Consider the following 19985-nt stretch of genomic DNA (forward strand, 5'->3'; position numbering starts at 1 on the left):
CCTGCCCTCCGGCGCGGGGAAATCCCGCCCCGGTCCCGCCGCGGCACTGGTGGGGAGGTGCGCCCCCCCCCCCCCCGGCGGCGGGGGGGGGGGCCCCCCGGGGGGGGGGGGGCGCCCCCCCCCGGCCGCCGTCGTCACTCCCCGCCGGTGTGCACCTGGAAGGCCGCGCGGCGCACGGCCTTGGCGAGCGCCGGGTCGGGGTGGGCCGCGGCGAGCGCGACCAGGACCTGGACGGTGCGCGGGTGTCCGATGCGGCGCACCTCGTCCAGGAGGGCGGGCACGGTGGGCTGGACCGCCGACTCCAGGTGGCGGACGAGGAGTTGCGCCTCCCCGTGGTCGGCGACGGCCGCCGCCGTGTCGACCCAGAGCCACGTCGACTCGTCGCGGGTGAGCACGAGGTGGACGTCCTCGGGGTCGGCGCCCTCCTGCTCGGCGAGCCAGAGCAGGGCGTAGGGGCGCAGCGGGGGTTCGTCGACGACGGCCCGCACCTCGGCCTCGGCGGGCGCGCCGACGACCCGCAGGGCCTCGAAGGCGAGGCCGCGCAGCAGGGCGTCCTCGCCGCGGGCGGCGGTGAGCAGGTCGGTGACGGCGCTGCCGACGGGGCGGGCGGCGAGCCAGGCGCGGTACTCGGCGCGGGCCGCGTTGGGCCGCAGGCGGGCGCAGCCGCGCAGCATGTCCTCGGCGGACTGCTCGATGTGTCCGGCGGGGCTCTGCGCGGCGACGCAGATCTGCTCCAGCTTGACCCAGACCGCCCAGCTGCCCAGCGGGGTGAGCGTGGCCTGTCCGTCGGCGCAGGTCAGCGCGCCGACGGCGGCGAGGCCGTGCAGCGCCCAGTCGAGCAGGTCGGCGAGCGGGACGTCCGGCGGGACCGCGACGGCGGCGACCGGTGCCGGCTGGGGGCCGTAGGCGATCTCGCAGCGTTCGGTGCGCAGTTCCGTGACGCGCTGGTCGAGGAGGTCGAGCAGTTGCGGCACCGGGACGGGGCCCGCCGACAGCTGCAGGAAGGACAGGACCTGGGGCATGGCCTCGACGCACTCGGCGACGGCCGCGGGGGCGAGGTCGTCCGGCGCCGGGTGGGCGAGCGACCAGGCGTCGAAGAGGGCGACCCAGCCGCGCAGCACGGCGGTGTCGTCGCGGTTCCAGGCGCGCAGCCGCCAGCCGGGGCGGGCGCTGTCGCCGTGCACCTCGATGAGGCCCGCGAGGCGGGCGGTGTCCCAGTCGGCGCGGACCTGACCGACGGTCAGTCCCAGCTCGGCGGCGGCCCGTTCGGCGGTGGTGTCGGAGAGGGTGCCCTTGCCGTCGGGCGTCGCGCCGGTGCCGCCGGGGCCCGGGCGCAGGGCGGCGTCGGCCCAGCGGGCGACCCGTGCGGCGGCGGCGAGACCGGCGCGGGCGCGCCGGGCCAGCTCCGCCGGGGCGGGGGTGCCCTCGGGCGGCCGGGGCGCGGGACGGCGCGTGCGGCGGCCGCTCATCGCGCCGGGTGCGGCGGAGAGGGGTCGTGTGCTGTCGCGCCTGGCCTCTCCTCGCTCTTCGGCCTTCGGGTAGGGCGCGTGGACAAGTCGGAGCCTGGAGTCGCGCGGGGTACGGGACGTCACGGGAGCAGTCTTCCTGTTGACGGTCCGAAAACCCAAACGGAATGAGGACGCAGGCGGCGCGAGGGGGCCGTGCGGGCCGCCGGGGAGGGCGGCCCCCGCGGTCACATCAGGGGCGTGAGGAAGCGGCGCAGCGCCTCTTCGTAGCCCGCCGGGTCGGCGTTCCACATGGCGCCGTGCGGCGCGTCCGGCACGGTGTGCAACGTGACCAGGTCCGGGCGCTGTTCGGCCAGGCGGCGGGAGAGCGCCCAGGGGGCGACGGCGTCGCCGGGGCCGTGCACGACGAGGGTGGGGACCGACAGGGCGGCGGGGTCGGCGGCGGCCAGGGTGCGGTCGCCGCGCAGCCCGGTGCGGCCCTGGGCCGCACGGACCGCAAGCGGAAGGAGCGGCCCCGGGGTGCGTCGGGCACCGGCGAGGGCCCGCAGGGTGGTCTCCCAGCTGAGCACCGGGGAGTCGAGGACGAGGCCGCTGACGCGGTCGCGCAGCGCGGAGTGGACGGCGGCGTGCAGGCACATGGCGGCGCCGGTGGACCAGCCGTGCAGGACGACGCGCTCGGCGCCGTTGCGCACGGCGTAGCGGATGGCGGCGTCCAGGTCGCGCCACTCGGTCTCGCCGAGGTGGCCGAGGCCGTCCGGGGAGCGGGGCGCGCCCAGGTCGCCGCGGTAGGCGAGGTCGAGGACGGGGAGCTGCAGGCGGTGCAGGAAGTCCATGACGACCATGGGGTGCTCGCGGGTGGTGCCCAGGCCGTGCACGGTGATGACCCAGGTGTCGCGGGCGCCGGGCACGAACCACGCGGGCAGGCCGCCGAGTTCGCCGGGGATGTCGATGTCCGCGTGGTCCAGGCCGAGCGCGGCGTGCGGGTCCCCGATGTGGACCTGCGGGGTGAGCCAGACGCGGGCGCCGGGGTCCAGGGAGCCGTGGGTGACGGCTTCGAGGCGGCGTACGACGGTGTCGGCCTCGTGCGGGGCGGACTCCAGGACGGGGCCGACGACCGCGTGGGTGCCGTTGCCGCTGAGCCCGTACGTGCCGGGGCGCAGGCTGGCCAGCGACCGGGTCAGGGTGATCTGGCCGGCGGCCGTGGCGTGCACGGTCAGGCGCGGCTCGGTCGGCAGGGGACGGCCCGCGGGCGCCTTGAGGGCGGCGTCGCTGGCGAAACGGCCCGCCGCGATGGCGGCTGCGGCGGTCCCGAGGGCGGCTGTGACTGCGGTGACGGCCGCTGCCGTCGCTTTGGCTGGGCGCACCGTCCCAGTGTCCGGGGGCGAGGGCTCCGGGGCCAGTGGGCGGTGCCCGCGGGGTGACCCGGCGGCTCAGCGGGCCGGCTGGCCGTAGCCCCGCAGTTTCGCCTCCGCCTCGCGCAGCTGGGCCGGGGAGAGGAGCGAGGGGGCGCGGCCCGGGACCCCGGACGCGGTGAGCCAGAGGCGGGACATCCACTCCAGCTGGGCCGTGCGGTCGTACGCCTGGGAGAGGGTGCCGCCGTAGGTGACCGTGCCGTGGTTCTGGAGCAGGCAGCCGGTGCGGTCGCGCAGCGCCTCCAGCATGGACGCGGCGAGTTCCTCGGTGCCGTAGAGGGCGTACGGCGCGACGCGGGCGGGGCCGCCGAGGATGCCGGTCATGTAGTGGACGGCGGGGAGCTCGCGGACCAGCATCGAGACGGCGGTGGCGTGCACGGCGTGGGTGTGCACGACCGCCTCGGCGTCGGTGGCGCGGTAGATCGCCAGGTGCAGCGGGAGTTCGCTGGTCGGCGCGAGGTCGCCGAGGACCTGCCGGCCCCGGAGGTCGACCCCGACCACGTCCTCGGGCCGCAGCCGGTCGTAGGGGACGCCGCTCGGGGTGACGAGGACGGTGTCGCCGACGCGCACCGACACATTGCCGGAGGTGCCGACGACCAGGCCGTCCCGCACCGTCCTGACGGCCGTGTCCACCAGCTCGTCCCAGGCCCGCCCGATCGCGTCGCGTGCCGCGTGGCCGTCCTGCTGGCCCGTGTGGTCCCCGTGCTCCCGCTGCTCAGTCATGCGGTGATCCTGCCAGCCGGGGGCCGGTCGCTGCAGGGCGCCGGGACGGAACGTCGGGGGCGGCGCGGCCCGTGCCGTTCCGCTTGGGGTGGCGGGCGGTCCGGCCGGCGGGCGGGGCCGGGTGACCAGGATCTCCCCGGCGGTTCCGCGGGGGTGCCGCGAGGGTGCGGGCGGGGGTGGGCCGCCGGATGGCGGAACCCGACACTCCGGCCAGTTTGCGGGGCGGACGGCCTGCCTCCGTACGATCGTCTTCGGCCGCCCGGCACGGACAGGGCGACGGCGCTCCGCTTCGGGTCACCGCACCGCCCGGCCCAGTTCACTTTCCGTTCACCCGGGTTGCCTACGTTCCACATGCCACTGACGTCCAACAGAAGCCTGGGTAAATGGAACACATCACGCTTCTCCTCGGGATCGTGATCGTCACCGCTCTCGTGTTCGATTTCACGAACGGTTTCCACGACACTGCCAACGCGATGGCGACGACCATCTCGACCGGCGCTCTGAAGCCCAAGACGGCGGTGGCCATGTCCGCCGTGCTGAACCTCGTCGGTGCCTTCCTCTCCGTCGAGGTCGCCAAGACGATCTCCGGCGGCATCGTCAACGAGGACGGCCTCAAGACAGAGGTCATATTCGCCGCGCTCGTCGGCGCGATTCTCTGGAATCTCCTGACCTGGCTGGTGGGCCTGCCCTCCAGCTCCTCGCACGCCCTCTTCGGCGGCCTCATCGGCGCCGCGGTCATGTCGATGGGCTGGTCGTCGATCAACGGCGGCACCGTCGTCACCAAGATCCTGATCCCGGCCCTCGCCGCGCCGCTCGTGGCGGGCATCGCCGCGATGCTGGCCACCCGCCTGACGTACCGGATCGGCCGCAACACCGACACCAAGGCCACCGCCAAGGGCTACCGCGTGGGCCAGATCGCCTCCGCCGGCCTCGTCTCCCTGGCGCACGGCACCAACGACGCGCAGAAGACCATGGGCATCATCACGCTCGCCCTGGTCACCGGCGGTGTCCTCAACCCCGGCGCGAACCCCCCGATGTGGGTCATCGTCTCGGCCGGTGTGGCCATCGCCCTCGGCACCTACCTGGGCGGCTGGCGCATCATCCGCACCATGGGCAAGGGCCTCACCGACCTCCAGCCGCAGCAGGGCTTCGCCGCCCAGACCAGCGCCGCGACGGTCATCCTCGCCTCCTCGCACCTGGGCTTCTCGCTCTCCACCACGCAGTCCTGCTCCGGCGCCGTGATGGGCGCGGGTCTGGGCCGCAGGGGCGGCGTGGTCCGCTGGTCCACCGCCACCCGGATGTTCGTCGCCTGGGGTCTGACCCTGCCGGCCGCCGGTCTGGTCGGCGCGGGCGCGGAGTTCCTCACCAAGCAGGGCCCCTGGGGCATCGCGGCCACCGCCGCGATCCTGGTCGGCGGCTCGGCCGTGATCTGGGCCCTCTCGCGGCGCGACGCCATCGACCACACCAACGTCACCGACGACGCGATCCGGCCGGGCGACACCGCCCCGGCCACCGAGCCCGCCGGTGTCGTGACCACCGCGATCGCCGCCGTCTCGCCGCCCCCGGCCGGGGCGGTCACCGCGGACGCGTCCGTCAAGGCCGGCGTCTCGGCCCCGACCACGACCACCACCGGCGCCATGGCGGACCCCGCCCGGCCCGCGACGGTGTAAGGACAGATCAGCATGAGCATCGACTGGGCAGCACTCGGCTCCGTCTTCGGAGTCAGCCTCGCGGTCACGGTGGCCCTGGTGGGCCTGTTCACCCTCGGCATCGTCGGTCTCTCCAAGCAGGAGGCGGCGACCGCTTCCGGCGGCGGCCCGGCGGCACTGGCCCGCACCGGCGCGTACGCCTGCTTCGCGCTGTGCGCGGCGGCGGTGGCGTACGGGATCTTCCTCATCGTCGCCTGACACCAGCTCGTCCCCGGTGGGGCGCGGAGCGTGCGAACGCCCCGCGCCCCACCGGTGTGTGCGGGGCGTGCGCGGGAGCCGCTGTGGGCCCCAACACACTCTCCCGCCGCAGGTCAACAGCGAGTTGACGGGCCTTCGCGGGCCGTGGTGGACTGCCGGGGCCAACTACGGCGGCAGCAGAGGAAGCCGGTGCGAATCCGGCGCGGTCCCGCCACTGTCACCGGGGAGCATCTCCCCGTGAGCCAGGAACTCTCGCCACCGCATCACGTCGAACCAGGGCGCGGACACCCTGAGTGAGGACATATCGCCATGCTCGGCCGCCCGGTGCCGGTTCCCTCCCCGCGTACGCCCGCTCTGCCGAGCGAAGCGGCGGGCTGAGCCCGTGCGTGCCGACCGCGACTTCGCGTACGGCGCCGCCGCCGGCCTTCTCGCCGACCTGCTGCTCGGCGATCCCCGCCGGGGCCATCCGGTCGCCGCGTTCGGCCGTGCCGCGGGTGCCGTCGAACGACGGCTGTGGCGCGACCACCGCGGCTGGGGCGCCCTGCACACCGCCGTGTGCGCCGGCGGCGCCACGGGTGCCGCCGCCCTCGCCGCCCGCCTCGTGCGCCACTCCCCCGCCGCGGGCGTCGCGCTGACCGCCGCCGCGACCTGGTCGGTGGTCGGCGGGACCTCGCTCGGCCGTGAGGCGCGGGCCGTCGGCGGGGCGCTGGCGGCCGGGGACATCGAGGTGGCGCGGGAGCGGCTGCCGCACCTGTGCGGGCGCGACCCGCAGGCGCTGGACGCCGACGGCATCGCGCGGGCCGTCGTGGAGTCCGTCGCCGAGAACACCTCCGACGCGGTCGTCGGCGCGCTCGTGTGGGGCGCGCTGGGCGGTGTGCCCGGACTCGTCGGGTTCCGCGCGGTCAACACGCTGGACGCGATGGTCGGCCACAAGTCGCCGCGTCACCGCCGCTACGGCTGGGCCTCCGCCCGGCTCGACGACGTCGTGGGCTGGCCCGGCGCCCGGCTCACCGCGGCCCTCGCGACCCTGGCCGGCGGCTCCCCCGGGGGCGCGGCACGGGCCTGGCGCGCGGACGCCGCGCAGCACCCGAGCCCGAACGCCGGGCCCGTCGAGGCGGCCTTCGCCGGGGCGCTGGGCGTGCGGCTCGGCGGGACCCTCTCGTACGCGGGACGGGTCGAGCACCGGCCGGTCCTGAACGGCGCGGGCCGCGCCGTGCGGGTGACGGACATCGAGCGCGCCGTGCGGCTGTCCCGGCGGGTGAGCTGGCTGGCGCTCGGCGTCGCGGTGGCCGCACACCGGACACTGAGGTCGGCAACGTCAGGGAGACAATCATGAGTGGTGGACTGCTCGTCGCGGGGACCACCTCCGACGCCGGCAAGAGCGTCGTGACCGCCGGCATCTGCCGGTGGCTGGCCCGCAAGGGCGTGTCCGTCGCGCCGTTCAAGGCACAGAACATGTCCCTGAACTCCTTCGTCACCCGCGAGGGCGCCGAGATCGGCCGGGCCCAGGCCATGCAGGCGCAGGCCGCCCGCGTCGAGCCGAGCGCGCTGATGAACCCCGTGCTGCTCAAGCCGGGCAGCGACCGGTCGAGCCAGGTCGTGCTGATGGGCAGGCCGGTGGGCGAGATGAGCGCGCGCGGATTCTTCGGGACCGCCGGATCGGCGCCCGGCGAGCGGCTCCGGGGCGGTGGCCGGGCCGCGCTGCTCGACACCGTCGTGGGTTGCCTCGACGAGCTCCGGTCCCGCTACGACGCGGTGATCTGCGAGGGCGCGGGCAGCCCCGCGGAGATCAATCTGCGGCGCACCGACATCGTGAACATGGGCATCGCGCGCGCCGCCCGCTTTCCCGTCCTCGTGGTCGGGGACATCGACCGGGGCGGGGTGTTCGCGTCGTTCTTCGGGACGACGGCGCTGCTGAGCGCCGCCGACCAGGAGCTCGTCGCCGGATACCTGGTGAACAAGTTCCGCGGCGACGTCTCCCTGCTCGAACCCGGCCTCGACATGCTGCTCGGCCTCACCGGGCGCCGCACGTACGGCGTGCTGCCCTTCCAGCACGGGCTCGGGATCGACGAGGAGGACGGCCTGCGGGTGTCCCTGCGCGGCGCGGTCCGGGAGTCCGTGGTGGCGCCGCCGGTCGGCGAGGACGTGCTGCGCGTCGCCGTGTGCGCGGTGCCGCTGATGTCCAACTTCACGGACGTGGACGCGCTGGCCGCGGAGCCGGGCGTCGTCGTGCGGTTCGTGGACCGGGCCGAGGAACTCGTCGACGCCGACCTCGTCGTGGTGCCCGGCACCCGCGGCACCGTGCCCGCCCTGCGCTGGCTGCGCGAGCGGGGCCTGGCCGACGCGCTGGCCCGGCGGGCCGCCGAGGGCCGCCCGGTGCTCGGCATCTGCGGCGGGTTCCAGGTGCTCGGCGAGCACATCGAGGACGACGTCGAGTCGCGCGCCGGGTCGGTGGACGGCCTGGGGCTGCTGCCGGTGCGGGTGCGGTTCGCCCGCGAGAAGACGCTGGCCCGGCCGGTCGGCGAGGCCCTCGGGGAGCGCGTCGAGGGGTACGAGATCCACCACGGCGTGGCCGAGGTGCTGGGCGGGGAGGCGTTCGTCTCCGACGACCGGGGACACGGCCTGGACGGCTGCCGGGTCGGCGAGGTGTGGGGCACGCACTGGCACGGGGCGCTGGAGAGCGACGGGTTCCGGCGCCGGTTCCTCGCCGAGGTGGCCCGGGCGGCCGGGCGCCGCTTCGTGCCCGCCCCCGACACCAGCTTCCACACGCTGCGCGAGACGCAGCTCGACCTGCTCGGCGACCTGATCGAAGAACACGCGGACACGGGCGCGCTGTTGGACCTGATCGAGAAGGGCGTACCGGCGGGTCTGCCGTTCGTCCCGCCGGGAGCGCCGTCGTGACCGGCGCCGCGCCCGCCCGCGGGCCCGCCGCGCCGAAGGGCCCCGCCCCGCACCACCCCGCACGCATCAAGGAGGCACTGTGAGTACCCCGTATCCGTTCACCGCCCTCGTCGGGCAGGACGACCTGCGGCTCGCGCTCTTGCTGAACGCCGTATCGCCCGCCGTGGGCGGCGTGCTCGTACGGGGTGAGAAGGGCACCGCCAAGTCCACCGCCGTGCGCGCGCTGTCGGCGCTGCTGCCCGAGGTGCCGGTCGTCGCCGGGTGCCGCTTCTCCTGCGATCCGGCCGCCCCCGACCCCCGCTGCCCCGACGGCCCGCACGGGTCGGGCGGCGCCGCCGCGCGGCCCGCGCGGATGGTCGAGCTGCCGGTCGGCGCGTCCGAGGACCGGCTCGTGGGCGCCCTGGACATCGAACGGGCCCTGGCGGAGGGCGTGAAGGCCTTCGAGCCCGGCCTGCTCGCCGACGCGCACCGCGGCATCCTGTACGTCGACGAGGTCAATCTGCTCCACGACCATCTGGTCGACCTGCTGCTCGACGCCGCCGCGATGGGCGCCTCGTACGTCGAGCGCGAGGGTGTGTCCGTCCGGCACGCCGCCCGGTTCCTGCTCGTCGGCACGATGAACCCCGAAGAGGGCGAGCTGCGCCCGCAGTTGCTCGACCGGTTCGGGCTCACCGTCGAGGTGGCCGCGTCCCGGGAGACCGACCAGCGCGTCGAGGTGGTGCGGCGGCGGCTGGCCTACGACGACGATCCCGAGGGCTTCGCGGGCCGCTGGACCGGGGACGAGTCGGCGCTGCGCGACCGGGTGGTGGCCGCACGGGCGCTGCTGCCCGAGGTCGTCCTCGGCAACGCCGCGCTGCGGCAGATCGCGGCGACCTGCGCGGCGTTCGAGGTCGACGGGATGCGCGCGGACATCGTGATGGCCCGTACGGCGACGGCGCTGGCCGCGTGGGCGGGGCGCACCGACGTGCACAGCGAGGACGTGCGGCAGGCCGCGCTGCTCGCGCTGCCGCACCGTAGGCGCCGCAACCCCTTCGACGCGCCGGGCCTGGACGAGGACAAGCTCGACGAGGCGCTCGACGAGGCCCGCGAGGACGAGGGGCCCGAGGGCGACGACGACCCCGACGGCGGCGGTCCCGACGGTGGCGGCGGCCGGCCGCCGGCCGACGACTCCGGTGCGCCCGACTCCCCCTCCGCGCAGTCCCCCTCCGCCGAACCGCCGTCGCCCGAGCTGCCCGGACAGCAGCAGGGCCCCCGGCACGACGACGCGGACCGTGACCCGGGGGAGCCCGCGCCCGCGCCGGGCGGCGCCGCGGGCGAGCAGCAGGCGGTACGGGCCGCCGAGCCGTTCCGCACGAAGATGCTGAGCGTGCCCGGCATCGGCGAGGGCGCGGCGGGCCGGCGCTCGCGCGCCCGCACCGAGCACGGCCGCACGACGGGTTCGCGCCGCCCGCGGGGCGCCCTGACCAAGCTGCACCTGGCCGCCACCGTGCAGGCCGCGGCCCCGCACCAGAAGGCGCGCGGCCGCTCCGGTACGGGTCTGGTGGTGCGCCGGGACGATCTGCGGCAGGCGACCCGCGAGGGGCGCGAGGGCAATCTCGTGCTGTTCGTCGTGGACGCCTCCGGGTCGATGGCGGCGCGGCAGCGGATGAGCGCCGTCAAGGGCGCCGTCCTCTCGCTCCTCCTGGACGCCTATCAGCGGCGCGACAAGGTGGGCCTGGTGACGTTCCGCGGCAAGGACGCCGAGGTGGCGCTGCCGCCGACGTCGTCGGTGGACGCGGCCGCGGCCCGCCTGGAGTCGCTGCCGACCGGCGGGCGCACCCCGCTGGCCGCGGGCCTGCTGAAGGCGCACGACGTGCTGCGGGTCGAGCGGCTGCGGGACGCCGCGCGCCGCCCGCTGGTCGTCGTGGTGACCGACGGGCGGGCGACCGGCGGCGTCGAGCCGGTGGCGCGCGCGGGCCGGGCGGCCCGGCTGTTCGCGGCGGACGGTGTGGCCTCGGTGGTCGTCGACTGCGAGTCGGGCTTCGTGCGCCTGGGCCTCGCGGGCGAGCTCGCGGGTGAGCTCGGCGGCACGGCCGTGACGCTCGACGAGCTGCGCGCGGACTCCATCGCCGGTCTCGTCAAGGACGTACAGGGAATGAACTCGCCTTCGAGGAGGGCCGCTTAATGCCGCAGGGACAGCCGAGCGTCGTGCCGGACGACGGGCTCACGACGCGCCAGCGCCGCAACCGTCCGCTGGTCTTCGTCCACACGGGCATCGGCAAGGGCAAGTCGACCGCCGCGTTCGGGCTCGCGCTGCGCGCCTGGAATCAGGGGTGGCCGGTCGGCGTCTTCCAGTTCGTGAAGTCGGCGAAGTGGAAGGTCGGCGAGGAGAACGCGCTGAAGGTCCTCGGCGCCAGCGGTGAGGGCGGCACGGTCGCCTGGCACAAGATGGGCGAGGGCTGGTCGTGGATCCAGCGCGCCCCCGCCGAGGGCGAGCCGACGAACGAGGACAAGGCCCGTGAGGGCTGGGAGCAGGTCAAGCGGGACCTCGCCGAGGAGACGTACAAGCTGTACGTCCTCGACGAGTTCGCCTACCCGATGCACTGGGGCTGGATCGACCCGGCCGAGGTCGTGGAGGTGCTGCGGAACCGTCCCGGCACCCAGCACGTGGTCATCACCGGCCGCAACGCGCCGCAGCAGCTGATCGACTTCGCCGACCTGGTCACCGACATGTCCAAGGTCAAGCACCCGATGGACGCCGGACAGAAGGGCCAGAGGGGCATCGAGTGGTAGCTCGTCTCGTCGTCGCGGCGCCGTCGTCGGGCAGCGGCAAGACGACCGTCGCGACGGGCCTGATGGCCGCGTTCGCGGCGGCCGGGCTCGCCGTGTCCCCGCACAAGGTGGGGCCCGACTACATCGACCCCGGCTACCACGCGCTGGCGACCGGCCGCCCCGGCCGCAACCTCGACGCGTACCTGTGCGGTCCCGACCTGGTCGAGCCGCTGTTCGCGCACGGCTCCGCGGGCTGCGACCTCGCGGTCGTCGAGGGCGTGATGGGGATGTACGACGGGGCGGCGGGCCAGGGCGAGCTGGCGTCCACGGCGCAGGTCGCCAAGCTGCTGCGGGCGCCGGTGGTGCTGGTCGTCGACGCGTCGTCGCAGTCGCGGTCGGTGGCGGCCCTGGTGCACGGCTTCGCGTCCTGGGACCCGCAGGTGCGGGTCGCGGGCGTCATCCTGAACAAGGTCGGCTCGGACCGGCACGAGCGGTTGCTGCGGGACGCGCTGGACGAGTCCGGTGTGCCGGTGCTCGGCGCGCTGCGCCGTGCGCCCCAAGTGGAGACCCCTTCGCGGCACTTGGGCCTGGTGCCGGTCGCCGAGCGGCAGCCCGAGGCAGTCGGGTCCGTCGCCGCGCTGGCCGCGCAGGTGCGGGACGGGTGCGACCTGGACGCCCTGCTCGCGCTGGCCCGCTCGGCGCCGGCCCTGCGGGGCGCGGCGTGGGACCCGGTGACGGCGCTCGGTCCGCCACCGGCGCCGGGTCCGTCCTCGCACGCCGGACGGGCCGAGGACTCCCCGGGGCGGGCCGCCCCCCTTCCGGGCGGGCCGGGCAGGCCCGTCGTCGCCGTCGCCGGGGGCGCCGCGTTCACCTTCTCCTACGCCGAGCACGCGGAGTTGCTGCGGGCCGCCGGGGCCGAGGTCGTCACCTTCGACCCGCTCCGGGACGAGCAACTGCCGGACGGGACCGCCGGTCTGGTCGTCGGCGGCGGCTTCCCCGAGGTGTACGCGCCCGAGCTGTCCGCCAACGAGCGGCTCAGGAAGTCCGTGGCCGGGCTCGCGCTCTCCGGTGCGCCGGTGGCCGCCGAGTGCGCGGGGCTGCTCTATCTCTGCCGCGAGCTGGACGGGAAGCCGATGTGCGGGGTGCTGGACGCGCGGGCGCGGATGTCGGGGCGGCTGACCCTGGGGTACCGGGAGGCGGTCGCCGTGTCGGACAGCGTGCTCGCGCCGGCCGGGACGCGGATGCGGGGCCACGAGTTCCACCGCACCGTCGTCGAGCCGGGCGCCGGGGCGAGCCCCGCCTGGGGCCTGCACGCACCCGAGCGGCGCGTCGAGGGCTTCGTCCGGGGCCAGGTGCACGCCAGCTACCTGCACACGCACTGGGCCGCGGAGCCGGGCGTGGCGCGCCGCTTCGTCGAGCGGTGCGCGCCGTGACCGTGCGGCACCGCTCAGCCCGCGACGCCCACCACCAGCCAGATGAACGCGGCGCCCGCCACCGTGCACAGCAGCGTCGAGCGGGCCGGGTGGTCGTGGTGCGCCTCGGGCAGGATCTCGGCCGCCGCGAGGTAGAGCAGCGCGCCGCCGAAGAAGCCGAGATACCCGCCGAGCAGTTGCTCCGGAATGGTGAACAGCAGCGTGGACGCGGCGCCCACCACGGGTGCCGCGGCGTCCGCGAACAGCATCGCGAGGGCCTTGCGGCGGGCGTTCCCGTACAGGCTGGTGATCGTGTACGTGTTGAAGCCGTCCGCGAAGTCGTGGGCGACGACGGCGAGCGCCACGGCCACGCCCATGCCGCCGCCGACCTGGAAGGCGGCACCGATCGCGACGCCGTCCATGACGCTGTGGCCGACCATCGCGGCGGCGGCCGTGAGGCCGACCTGGGGGACCCGGCCGTGCGCGTGCTCGTCGGCGCCGTGCGCGGCGTGGCGGCCCGCGAGGAGGCGTTCCACCAGATGGGCGACGAGGAAGCCGGCCACGAACAGGAGCAGGGCCGCCGGTACGCCGAAGACGGGCCCGCCCGCGGCCTCCAGCGCCTCCGGCAGCAGGTCGAGGCCGACGACCCCGAGCATCAGGCCGCCCGCGAGTCCCAGCACGAGATGGCGCCGGTCGGTGACCCGCTGGGCCGTCCAGCCGCCCACCAGGGTCATGAGGAAGGCGCCGAGCGCCACGAACACCGCCATGCGCCCTTGCTAACCGATTGACCCCCTGCCCCGCACATCGTTCGCCCTCCCCTCATACGAAAGGACCCGCGCCATGGCCGGTGCCGCATCCGTGACGCCCGGCGAGGACGTCGTCCTCGTCGTCGGCGTCGGCGCCTGTGAGGACGCCCCGGCGGCGGAGGTGCTCGGCCTGGTCCGGGACGCGGTCCGCGAGGCGGGCTTCCCGGAGGGCGCGGTCGCCGAGCTCGCGACGGTCGACGTGAAGGGCGCGGAGCCGGCGATCGTCGGGGCCGCGGCATGGTTCGGGGTGCCGCTGGTGACGTACTCGGCGCGGGAGCTGGCCGGGGTGGCGGTGCCGAATCCGTCGGCGCGGTCGCGCGCGGCGGTGGGCACGCCGTCCGTGGCGGAGGCGGCGGCGCTGTGCGGCGGCGGTGAACTCCTCGTGCCCAAGCGGAAGTCGGCGCCCGCGGGCCGCCCGCCGATGGCGACGTGCGCGGTCGCGGGCCGGCCCCGGGCGGCGGCCCCGGCCGACGGCCCCGATCTGCGCCACCACGGGGACGCGGAGGTGCGGGACGACGGGGCGGATCTCACCGACCTGGCGGTGAACGTGCGGGCCGACACGCCCCCGGCCTGGCTCAAGGAGCTGATCGCCGCGTCCCTGGACGGACTCGCGGCCTATCCGGACGGGCGGGCGGCGCGCGCGGCGGTGGCGGCGCGGCACGGCCTCGCGCCGGACCGGGTGCTGCTCACCTCCGGCGCGGCGGAGGCGTTCGTCCTGCTCGCCCGCGCCCTGAAGGTCCGTCACCCCTACGTGGTGCACCCGCAGTTCACCGAGCCCGAGGCGGCGCTGCGGGACGCGGGGCACGCGGTGGGGCGGGTGCTGCTGCGGGCGCGGGACGGCTTCCGGCTCGACGCGGCGGCGGTGCCGGAGGAGGCCGACCTGGTGGTCGTCGGCAATCCCACCAATCCGACGTCCGTGCTCCACCCGGCGGCCTCCATCGCCGCGCTGACCCGCCCGGGGCGGACCCTGGTGGTGGACGAGGCGTTCATGGACGCGGTGCCGGGCGAGCGGGAGGCGCTCGCGGGGCGTACGGACGTCCCCGGTCTGGTGGTGCTGCGCAGCCTCACCAAGACGTGGGGCCTGGCCGGGCTGCGGATCGGGTACGTCCTCGCCGCGCCGGACACGATCTCCGCGCTGATCCGGGCGCAGCCGCTGTGGCCCGTGTCGACGCCCGCGCTGGAGGCCGCGCGGGCGTGCGTGGGGCCGCGGGCGCTGGCGGAGGCGGGGCACGCGGCGCACCGGGTGGCCGCGGACCGCGCCCATCTCCTGGCCGGGCTCGCCGCGTTGGCGCCCGCGGGGGTCGAGGCGGCGGGGCCCGCGGAGGGGCCGTTCGTGCTGGTGCGGGTGCCCGGGGCGGCGGGGGTGCGGGAGCGGTTGCGGGAGCGGGGGTTCGCGGTGCGGCGTGGCGACACGTTTCCCGGGCTGGGGCCCGACTGGATCCGGCTCGCGGTCCGGGACCGGGGGACGTCGGATCGGTTCCTCGCCGCGCTGGCCGCCGTCCTCGGTCTCTGATCGTTCCGGGGCGCCGCCGTGCTCGGTCTCTGACCGTTCCGGGGCGCCGCCGTGCTCGGCTTCTGATCGCTCCGGGGCGCCGCCGTACTCGGTCTCTGATCGTTCCGGGTGGGGCCCGGTCCCTGCGGGTCCGGGCGAGGGGGCTCGCGGGGTGTCGGGTGGGCGGGCCGCCGCTTCGCGGCGGCTGGTGTGCCGCCCACCCGTCCGCCCCGCGCCGTTCCGCCGGCGCCGGGATCCTCGTCAGCCGCGCGCCCTGCGGGCCAGGACCACGCCGCCCGCGCCCGCCAGGAGCAGCGCCACCGCGCCGCCCGCGATGTACGGGGTCGTCGAACTGCCGCCCGTCTCCGCGAGGTTCGCCTCGGGGGCCTTCGGCTCGGTCTTCGGCTCCGGCTTGGTGTCCACCGGACGCTCCGGCTCGCCCTGCGGCTTCGTGCCGCCGTCCTTCGGCGGGAGCGCGGTCGGCGTCTCGCAGCCCGCGTGGGCCAGCGTCACGGTGCCCGTCACCTCGGCCACGTTGAGCTTCAGCGGATTCACGGACACGGTCAGTTCCAGCGCCGAGGCCGCCGCCGTACGCGAGGTGGTGCTCGTCCTGGACAGGTCGAGCCGGACCTCACCGACGCCCGGCACCTTCACCTCGGTCGTCCCCCGGGCGGTCAGCGTGACCTTCTTGCCGAGCACGGTCACCGCGCCCAGCAGATTCGATTCGGCAACGGGCCGCTCGCCCGCCGTGCACACCGCCTTGGAGGTGACCTGCTCGACCTCGATCAGGGAGAGCAGGGGCAGGCCGGGCACGTGCATGCGGGCGCGCGCGATGTTGCTGTAGCCCTGCGCGGTGGCGCCCCGCACGCTCGCCTTCGCGGTGGCCACGTCGGCCCGCAGCACGCTGAACGGCCGGCCGCCGTCGACCCCGTCGAGGCGGGCGGTCAGCGCGGTCTTCGCCGAGCTCGCGGGGGCCTGCACCTCGTTGAGGGCGGCCTTGAGCGGGACGTTCACGGTCTTGTTGAGCAGGGAGACGTTCAGCCCGGTGCGCAGCACCACGGCGTCGGCCCGCCCGCCCTTGTGGCCGCCGCCGCCCGTGGCCTGCGCGGATCCCGCGCCGGCGAGCGCGACGGGTCCGGCGGCGACCGCGGTGGCGACCGCGACGACGGAGAGGCGGCGGGCGGGCGTGCGGAAGGTGTTGCTGTTCAAGGTGGTGGAACCCCCACAAGAGATACGGGCCACCGGCGCGGCACGCCACATGGGGACATCGCGTGCGCACCGATGGCGTCGCCCCCGATCGACGAAGGGACGACGCGGGAATCTTTACGCACGGAGAGTGAACGGTCAGCAACCTGACGTGAGTTCACTCCAAAGGGAGGTTTCCGCCCCTGCTTTCGAATCCCCCGGCACACGCGTTCCCCGCAGTCCCCCGCGCACCGCCCCTCCCTCGTACGGAAGGAGCCCCGCGCGCCCCCGCGGGGCAGTCCCAACGAGCCGCACGGGCGGCACGTCACGCACAGGTCAACCGGTCACCCGACCACGCGGCCGTTCAGCACCACCCGGCGCGGGGCCGCGAGCACCCGGACGTCCGCGCGGGGGTCCGACGCGTACACCACGAGGTCGGCGGGCGCGCCCTCCGCGAGCCCGGGGCGGCCGAGCCACTCCCGCGCGCCCCACGTGGTCGCCGAGAGTGCGTCGACCGGCGGAATGCCCGCGCGCGTCAGCTCGACGATCTCCGCGGCGACCAGGCCGTGCGCCAGGGAGCCGCCCGCGTCGGTGCCCGCGAAGACCGGGACGCCGGCGTCGTAGGCGGCGCGCACCGTGTCGTAGCGGCGCTCGTGGAGCCTGCGCATATGGGCCGACCAGCGCGGGAACTTCTGCTCGCCGCCCGCGGCGAGGTGCGGGAAGGTGGCGATGTTGACCAGCGTCGGGACGATGGCGACGCCCCGCTCAGCGAAGAGCGGGATGGTCTCCTCGGTCAGGCCCGTGGCGTGCTCGATGCAGTCGATGCCCGCCTCGACGAGGTCGCGCAGGGAGTCCTCGGCGAAGCAGTGGGCCGTGACGCGGGCGCCCAGGCGGTGCGCCTCGGCGATCGCCGCCGTGACCTCGGCCCGGGGCCAGCACGCCGTCAGGTCGCCGGCCTCGCGGTCGATCCAGTCGCCGACGAGCTTGACCCAGCCGTCGCCGCGCCGGGCCTCCTGGGCGACGTAGGCGACCAGGTCCTCGGGCTCGATCTCGTGGGCGTAGTTGCGGATGTAGCGGCGGGTGCGCGCGATGTGCCGGCCCGCCCGGATGATCTTGGGCAGGTCCTCGCGGTCGTCGATCCAGCGGGTGTCCGAGGGCGAGCCCGCGTCGCGCAGCAGCAGGGCGCCGATATCGCGGTCGGTGAGGGCCTGCTTCTCCGCGGTGTCGGCGTCGACCGGCCCGTGCGCGTCCAGGCCGACGTGGCAGTGCGCGTCGACCAGGCCGGGCAGCGCCCAGCCCTCGACCGTGCGGACGTCGTCCGCCGCTCCCGACGGGCGGTCGTACGTCACCCGCCCGCCGACCACCCACAGCTCGTCCCGGACGTCCTCGGGCCCGACGAGCACCCGCCCCTTCACGTGCAGCACCGCGTGATCGCTCATGGGCAGCAGCTTAGGAGGCACTCGAAAAGCCCGGTACGGGGCCGGTCGGTAGGCTCGGTGCGGCAGTCCGAACGAACTCGTGAGCGAAGTGAGCAGTGACGTGAGCAGTACGGTGACGCACCCCTTTCTGGACCTGGCGCCCCTGAGCGCCCAGCACTTCGCCGCGATCGAGGCGCGGGTGGCGGGGCTGCTCGGTACCGAACAGGACGTCGTGATCATGCAGGGCGAGGCCCTGCTGCCCCTGGAGGGGTGCATCCGGGGCGCGGCCCGGCCGGGCACGACCGCGCTGAACGTGATCACCGGGCCGTACGGCCAGACCTTCGGGAACTGGCTGCGGGACTGCGGCGCGACGGTGATCGACCTCGCCGTGCCGTTCCACACCGCCGTCACCGCCGAGCAGGTGCGCCGGGCGCTCGCCGAGCACCCGGAGATCGACTTCGTCTCGCTGGTGCACGCCGAGGCGGCGACCGGCAACACCAACCCGGTCGCGGAGATCGGCGAGGTCGTGCGGGCGCACGGCGCGCTGTTCATGCTGGACGCGGTGGCCTCGGTGGCCGCCGAGCCGCTGCTGCCGGACGCGTGGGGCGTGGACCTGTGCGTGATCGGCGCGCAGAAGGCGATGGGCGGCCCCGCGGGCGTCTCCGCGGTGTCGGTCAGCGAGCGGGCCTGGCAGCGCATCGCCGCCAATCCGCAGGCGCCGCGCCGCTCCTACCTCTCCCTCCTGGACTGGAAGGAGCGCTGGATCGACGGCGGCCGCAAGGCGCTGCTGCACGCGCCCGCCCAGCTGGAGATGCTGGCCCTGGAGGCGTGCGTGGAGCGCATCGAGACGGAGGGGCCCGAGGCCCTGATGGCGCGGCACGCCACCGCCGCCGCGGCCACCCGTGCGGGCGCGCTGGCGCTCGGCGGAGGCCTGGCGCCGTACGTGCACGAGGCGGTGGACGCGGCGCCGGTCGCCACCACCCTGCGGGCGCCCGAGGGCGTCGACGCCGCGGAGCTGGTGGCCAGGGCGCTCGCCGCGGACCCGGTGCTTCCGCTGGTCGCCGGGGGCGGTGCCCTCGCCACGGAGATGATCCGGGTCAACCACTACGGCCCGGACGCGACCCGCGGGGTCGTGCACGCCTGCCTCGCCGCCCTGGGTGCCGCGATGGGCGAGGCCGGCCGCACGGTCGACCTGGAGGCGGCCCGGCGCGCGGTGACGGACGCCTGGAGCTGAGCGGCGGCGCAGGGGGTGCGGTCCGGGCGCCGGGTGCGCCGGGCCGCACGCCGGGTGCGCCGGGCCGTGTGCCGAGCCTGTCGCGCCCCTCGGGGTCGGATTCACGCCCCGACGGCCCGCTCTGCCGTGCCTTTTGGCCGTCCACGGCCATGATTCGCGCGAAACCCGTGCGGGGGCCCGCCACCCCGTGACACGGTGCATGGCATGAGCACGCTTCCGGACGGCCGCGGCGTCCCGCCCCTGACCGCCGACGGGCCCGCCCCGTCGGCGGGTCGGTCGGCCCTGCACCGGGATCGTGAATCCACCCCCGCAGCCCCTTTTCCGCTCCGTGAATTCCCGCGCACCTTTTCACGAATTGTTTATAAACCAGCGAAGCACAGCTTCCCGTATTCTTCTGCCCGCTTTCCGGGGGCCTAAACACTAAGGTTTCGACAGCACCAAACACCGTATTCCGGACGCGTCTCAAGCGGGTTACGGGTCTGTGACGCACTCCACACCGCGTCCATTTTGCGTGCTATATCCCAGACAAATCCCACCAAAACGCAGGGGTCTCATGCGGGCGCGCACCCCCGCGTGATAACACATGAAGCCCTCTCATGTAACCCCTTCCCCCGATGCAATTCCAAGAATTGGTCGGTAAATTCAATCCGCATGACCGCTGCACAAGCCGATCTACCGACCGACCTGCAAGCGAATTTCCTCAAAATGCCGGAGGGGCTGCGACTCGACAGTCCCGATGTCGCCGACGGCGCCGCCATCTGGCGGATCGCCCGCGACTCGAAGGTCCTCGACCTGAACTCGTCCTACAGCTACCTGCTGTGGTGTCGTGACTTCGCGGCCACGTCCGTCGTGGCCCGGGACACGGACGGGGAAGCGGTCGGGTTCATCACCGGCTACATCCGGCCCGAACGGCCCGACGTCCTGATGGTCTGGCAGGTGGCCGTCGACCACGAACAGCGTGGCCGCGGCCTGGCCGGCGCCCTGCTCGACGGGCTGACCGCCAAGGTCGCCGCGGGCCGTGTGCTGGCCACGATCGAGACGACGATCGCGCCCTCGAACACCGCGTCCGAGCGGCTCTTCCTCTCCTACGCGCGTCGACACGGCGCGTCGGTCGAGCGCAGGGTCCTGTTCGACGCGGGGCTCTTCCCGGACGACGGCCACGAGCCCGAGGTGCTCTACCGCATCGGTCCCATCGGCCCCTGAGCGCCCTCGCTTCCCCCCAGCGATGAACGCATCACCCGTACCACCCGAAACTCCCCCCACCTCCCACGCCTTTCC

At 75.4% G+C, this 19985-nt stretch carries 16 protein-coding genes and 1 riboswitch; of the genes, 10 read left to right on the forward strand and 6 right to left on the reverse strand.

All coding sequences use genetic code 11. The features are described 5' to 3' along the window. Positions 1-134: 134 nt before the first annotated feature. The 3 genes from ACFYXE_RS37525 to ACFYXE_RS37535 all read right to left on the reverse strand — a co-directional run bounded on the left by ACFYXE_RS37525 (position 135) and on the right by ACFYXE_RS37535 (position 3601). Positions 135-1592 (reverse strand): hypothetical protein, encoded by a 1458-nt coding sequence (locus ACFYXE_RS37525; protein ID WP_389320798.1) that lies wholly within the window; start codon positions 1590-1592, stop codon positions 135-137. Positions 1593-1693: 101 nt separating this feature from the next. Next, positions 1694-2830: an alpha/beta hydrolase gene (locus tag ACFYXE_RS37530; protein ID WP_389320801.1), complete on the reverse strand. Its 1137-nt coding sequence runs from the start codon at positions 2828-2830 to the stop codon at positions 1694-1696. Positions 2831-2896: 66 nt separating this feature from the next. Next, complete coding sequence (locus ACFYXE_RS37535) at positions 2897-3601, reverse strand: class II aldolase/adducin family protein (protein ID WP_389320804.1); 705 nt, start codon at positions 3599-3601, stop codon at positions 2897-2899. A gap of 383 nt (positions 3602-3984) precedes the next feature. Between ACFYXE_RS37535 and ACFYXE_RS37540 the strand changes: the two genes are divergently transcribed. The 7 genes from ACFYXE_RS37540 (at position 3985) to ACFYXE_RS37570 (ending at position 12593) form a co-directional block, all read left to right on the forward strand. Then, a complete protein-coding gene (locus tag ACFYXE_RS37540; RefSeq protein WP_389320807.1) occupies positions 3985-5271 on the forward strand; it encodes an inorganic phosphate transporter in 1287 nt (428 codons plus the stop codon). Positions 5272-5283: 12 nt separating this feature from the next. Continuing rightward, the gene (locus ACFYXE_RS37545; protein WP_361180783.1) at positions 5284-5508 is read left to right on the forward strand and encodes a hypothetical protein; all 225 of its coding nucleotides are present in this window, start codon (positions 5284-5286) and stop codon (positions 5506-5508) included. Between the two features lie 131 nt (positions 5509-5639). Continuing rightward, positions 5640-5783, forward strand: a riboswitch (cobalamin riboswitch). A 107-nt stretch (positions 5784-5890) separates the two neighbouring features. Then, positions 5891-6844: a cobalamin biosynthesis protein gene (locus ACFYXE_RS37550; protein ID WP_389320811.1), complete on the forward strand. Its 954-nt coding sequence runs from the start codon at positions 5891-5893 to the stop codon at positions 6842-6844. Next, positions 6841-8409, forward strand: coding sequence for a cobyric acid synthase (locus tag ACFYXE_RS37555; protein WP_389320814.1), 1569 nt, complete (start codon positions 6841-6843; stop codon positions 8407-8409). The genes ACFYXE_RS37550 and ACFYXE_RS37555 overlap by 4 nt, the downstream gene beginning before the upstream one ends. Before the next feature lie 79 nt (positions 8410-8488). Beyond that, positions 8489-10573 carry a putative cobaltochelatase gene (locus ACFYXE_RS37560; protein WP_389320817.1) on the forward strand — a complete coding sequence of 695 codons (2085 nt, stop codon included), beginning with the start codon at positions 8489-8491 and terminating at the stop codon, positions 10571-10573. Continuing rightward, positions 10573-11181, forward strand: coding sequence for a cob(I)yrinic acid a,c-diamide adenosyltransferase (gene cobO, locus ACFYXE_RS37565; RefSeq protein WP_361181294.1), 609 nt, complete (start codon positions 10573-10575; stop codon positions 11179-11181). Before ACFYXE_RS37560 ends, cobO begins: the two co-directional genes overlap by 1 nt. Continuing rightward, on the forward strand, positions 11175-12593 hold the full coding sequence (locus ACFYXE_RS37570) for a cobyrinate a,c-diamide synthase (RefSeq protein WP_389320820.1): 1419 nt from the start codon (positions 11175-11177) through the stop codon (positions 12591-12593). Before cobO ends, ACFYXE_RS37570 begins: the two co-directional genes overlap by 7 nt. Positions 12594-12607: 14 nt before the next feature. On the opposite strand, the gene ACFYXE_RS37575 is transcribed toward ACFYXE_RS37570, so the two are convergent. Further along, on the reverse strand, positions 12608-13339 hold the full coding sequence (locus ACFYXE_RS37575) for a ZIP family metal transporter (RefSeq protein ID WP_389320823.1): 732 nt from the start codon (positions 13337-13339) through the stop codon (positions 12608-12610). A 73-nt stretch (positions 13340-13412) separates the two neighbouring features. Here ACFYXE_RS37575 and cobC point away from each other — a divergent pair, with 73 nt between their 5' ends. After that, positions 13413-14891 (forward strand): Rv2231c family pyridoxal phosphate-dependent protein CobC, encoded by a 1479-nt coding sequence (gene cobC, locus ACFYXE_RS37580; RefSeq protein ID WP_389320826.1) that lies wholly within the window; start codon positions 13413-13415, stop codon positions 14889-14891. Positions 14892-15131: 240 nt separating this feature from the next. Here cobC and ACFYXE_RS37585 read toward each other — a convergent pair whose 3' ends face one another. Beyond that, complete coding sequence (locus ACFYXE_RS37585; protein ID WP_389320829.1) at positions 15132-16079, reverse strand: SCO1860 family LAETG-anchored protein; 948 nt, start codon at positions 16077-16079, stop codon at positions 15132-15134. Between the two features lie 320 nt (positions 16080-16399). Further along, complete coding sequence (locus ACFYXE_RS37590) at positions 16400-17494, reverse strand: amidohydrolase family protein (protein ID WP_389320832.1); 1095 nt, start codon at positions 17492-17494, stop codon at positions 16400-16402. Between the two features lie 112 nt (positions 17495-17606). Between ACFYXE_RS37590 and ACFYXE_RS37595 the strand changes: the two genes are divergently transcribed. Beyond that, positions 17607-18707 (forward strand): pyridoxal-phosphate-dependent aminotransferase family protein, encoded by a 1101-nt coding sequence (locus ACFYXE_RS37595; protein WP_389320914.1) that lies wholly within the window; start codon positions 17607-17609, stop codon positions 18705-18707. Positions 18708-19358: 651 nt separating this feature from the next. Beyond that, positions 19359-19910 (forward strand): diaminobutyrate acetyltransferase, encoded by a 552-nt coding sequence (gene ectA / locus ACFYXE_RS37600; RefSeq protein WP_361180848.1) that lies wholly within the window; start codon positions 19359-19361, stop codon positions 19908-19910. Positions 19911-19985: the final 75 nt, after the last annotated feature.

This window comes from Streptomyces sp. NPDC002564 (assembly GCF_042889645.1).
In the GTDB taxonomy this organism is placed as follows: domain Bacteria; phylum Actinomycetota; class Actinomycetes; order Streptomycetales; family Streptomycetaceae; genus Streptomyces.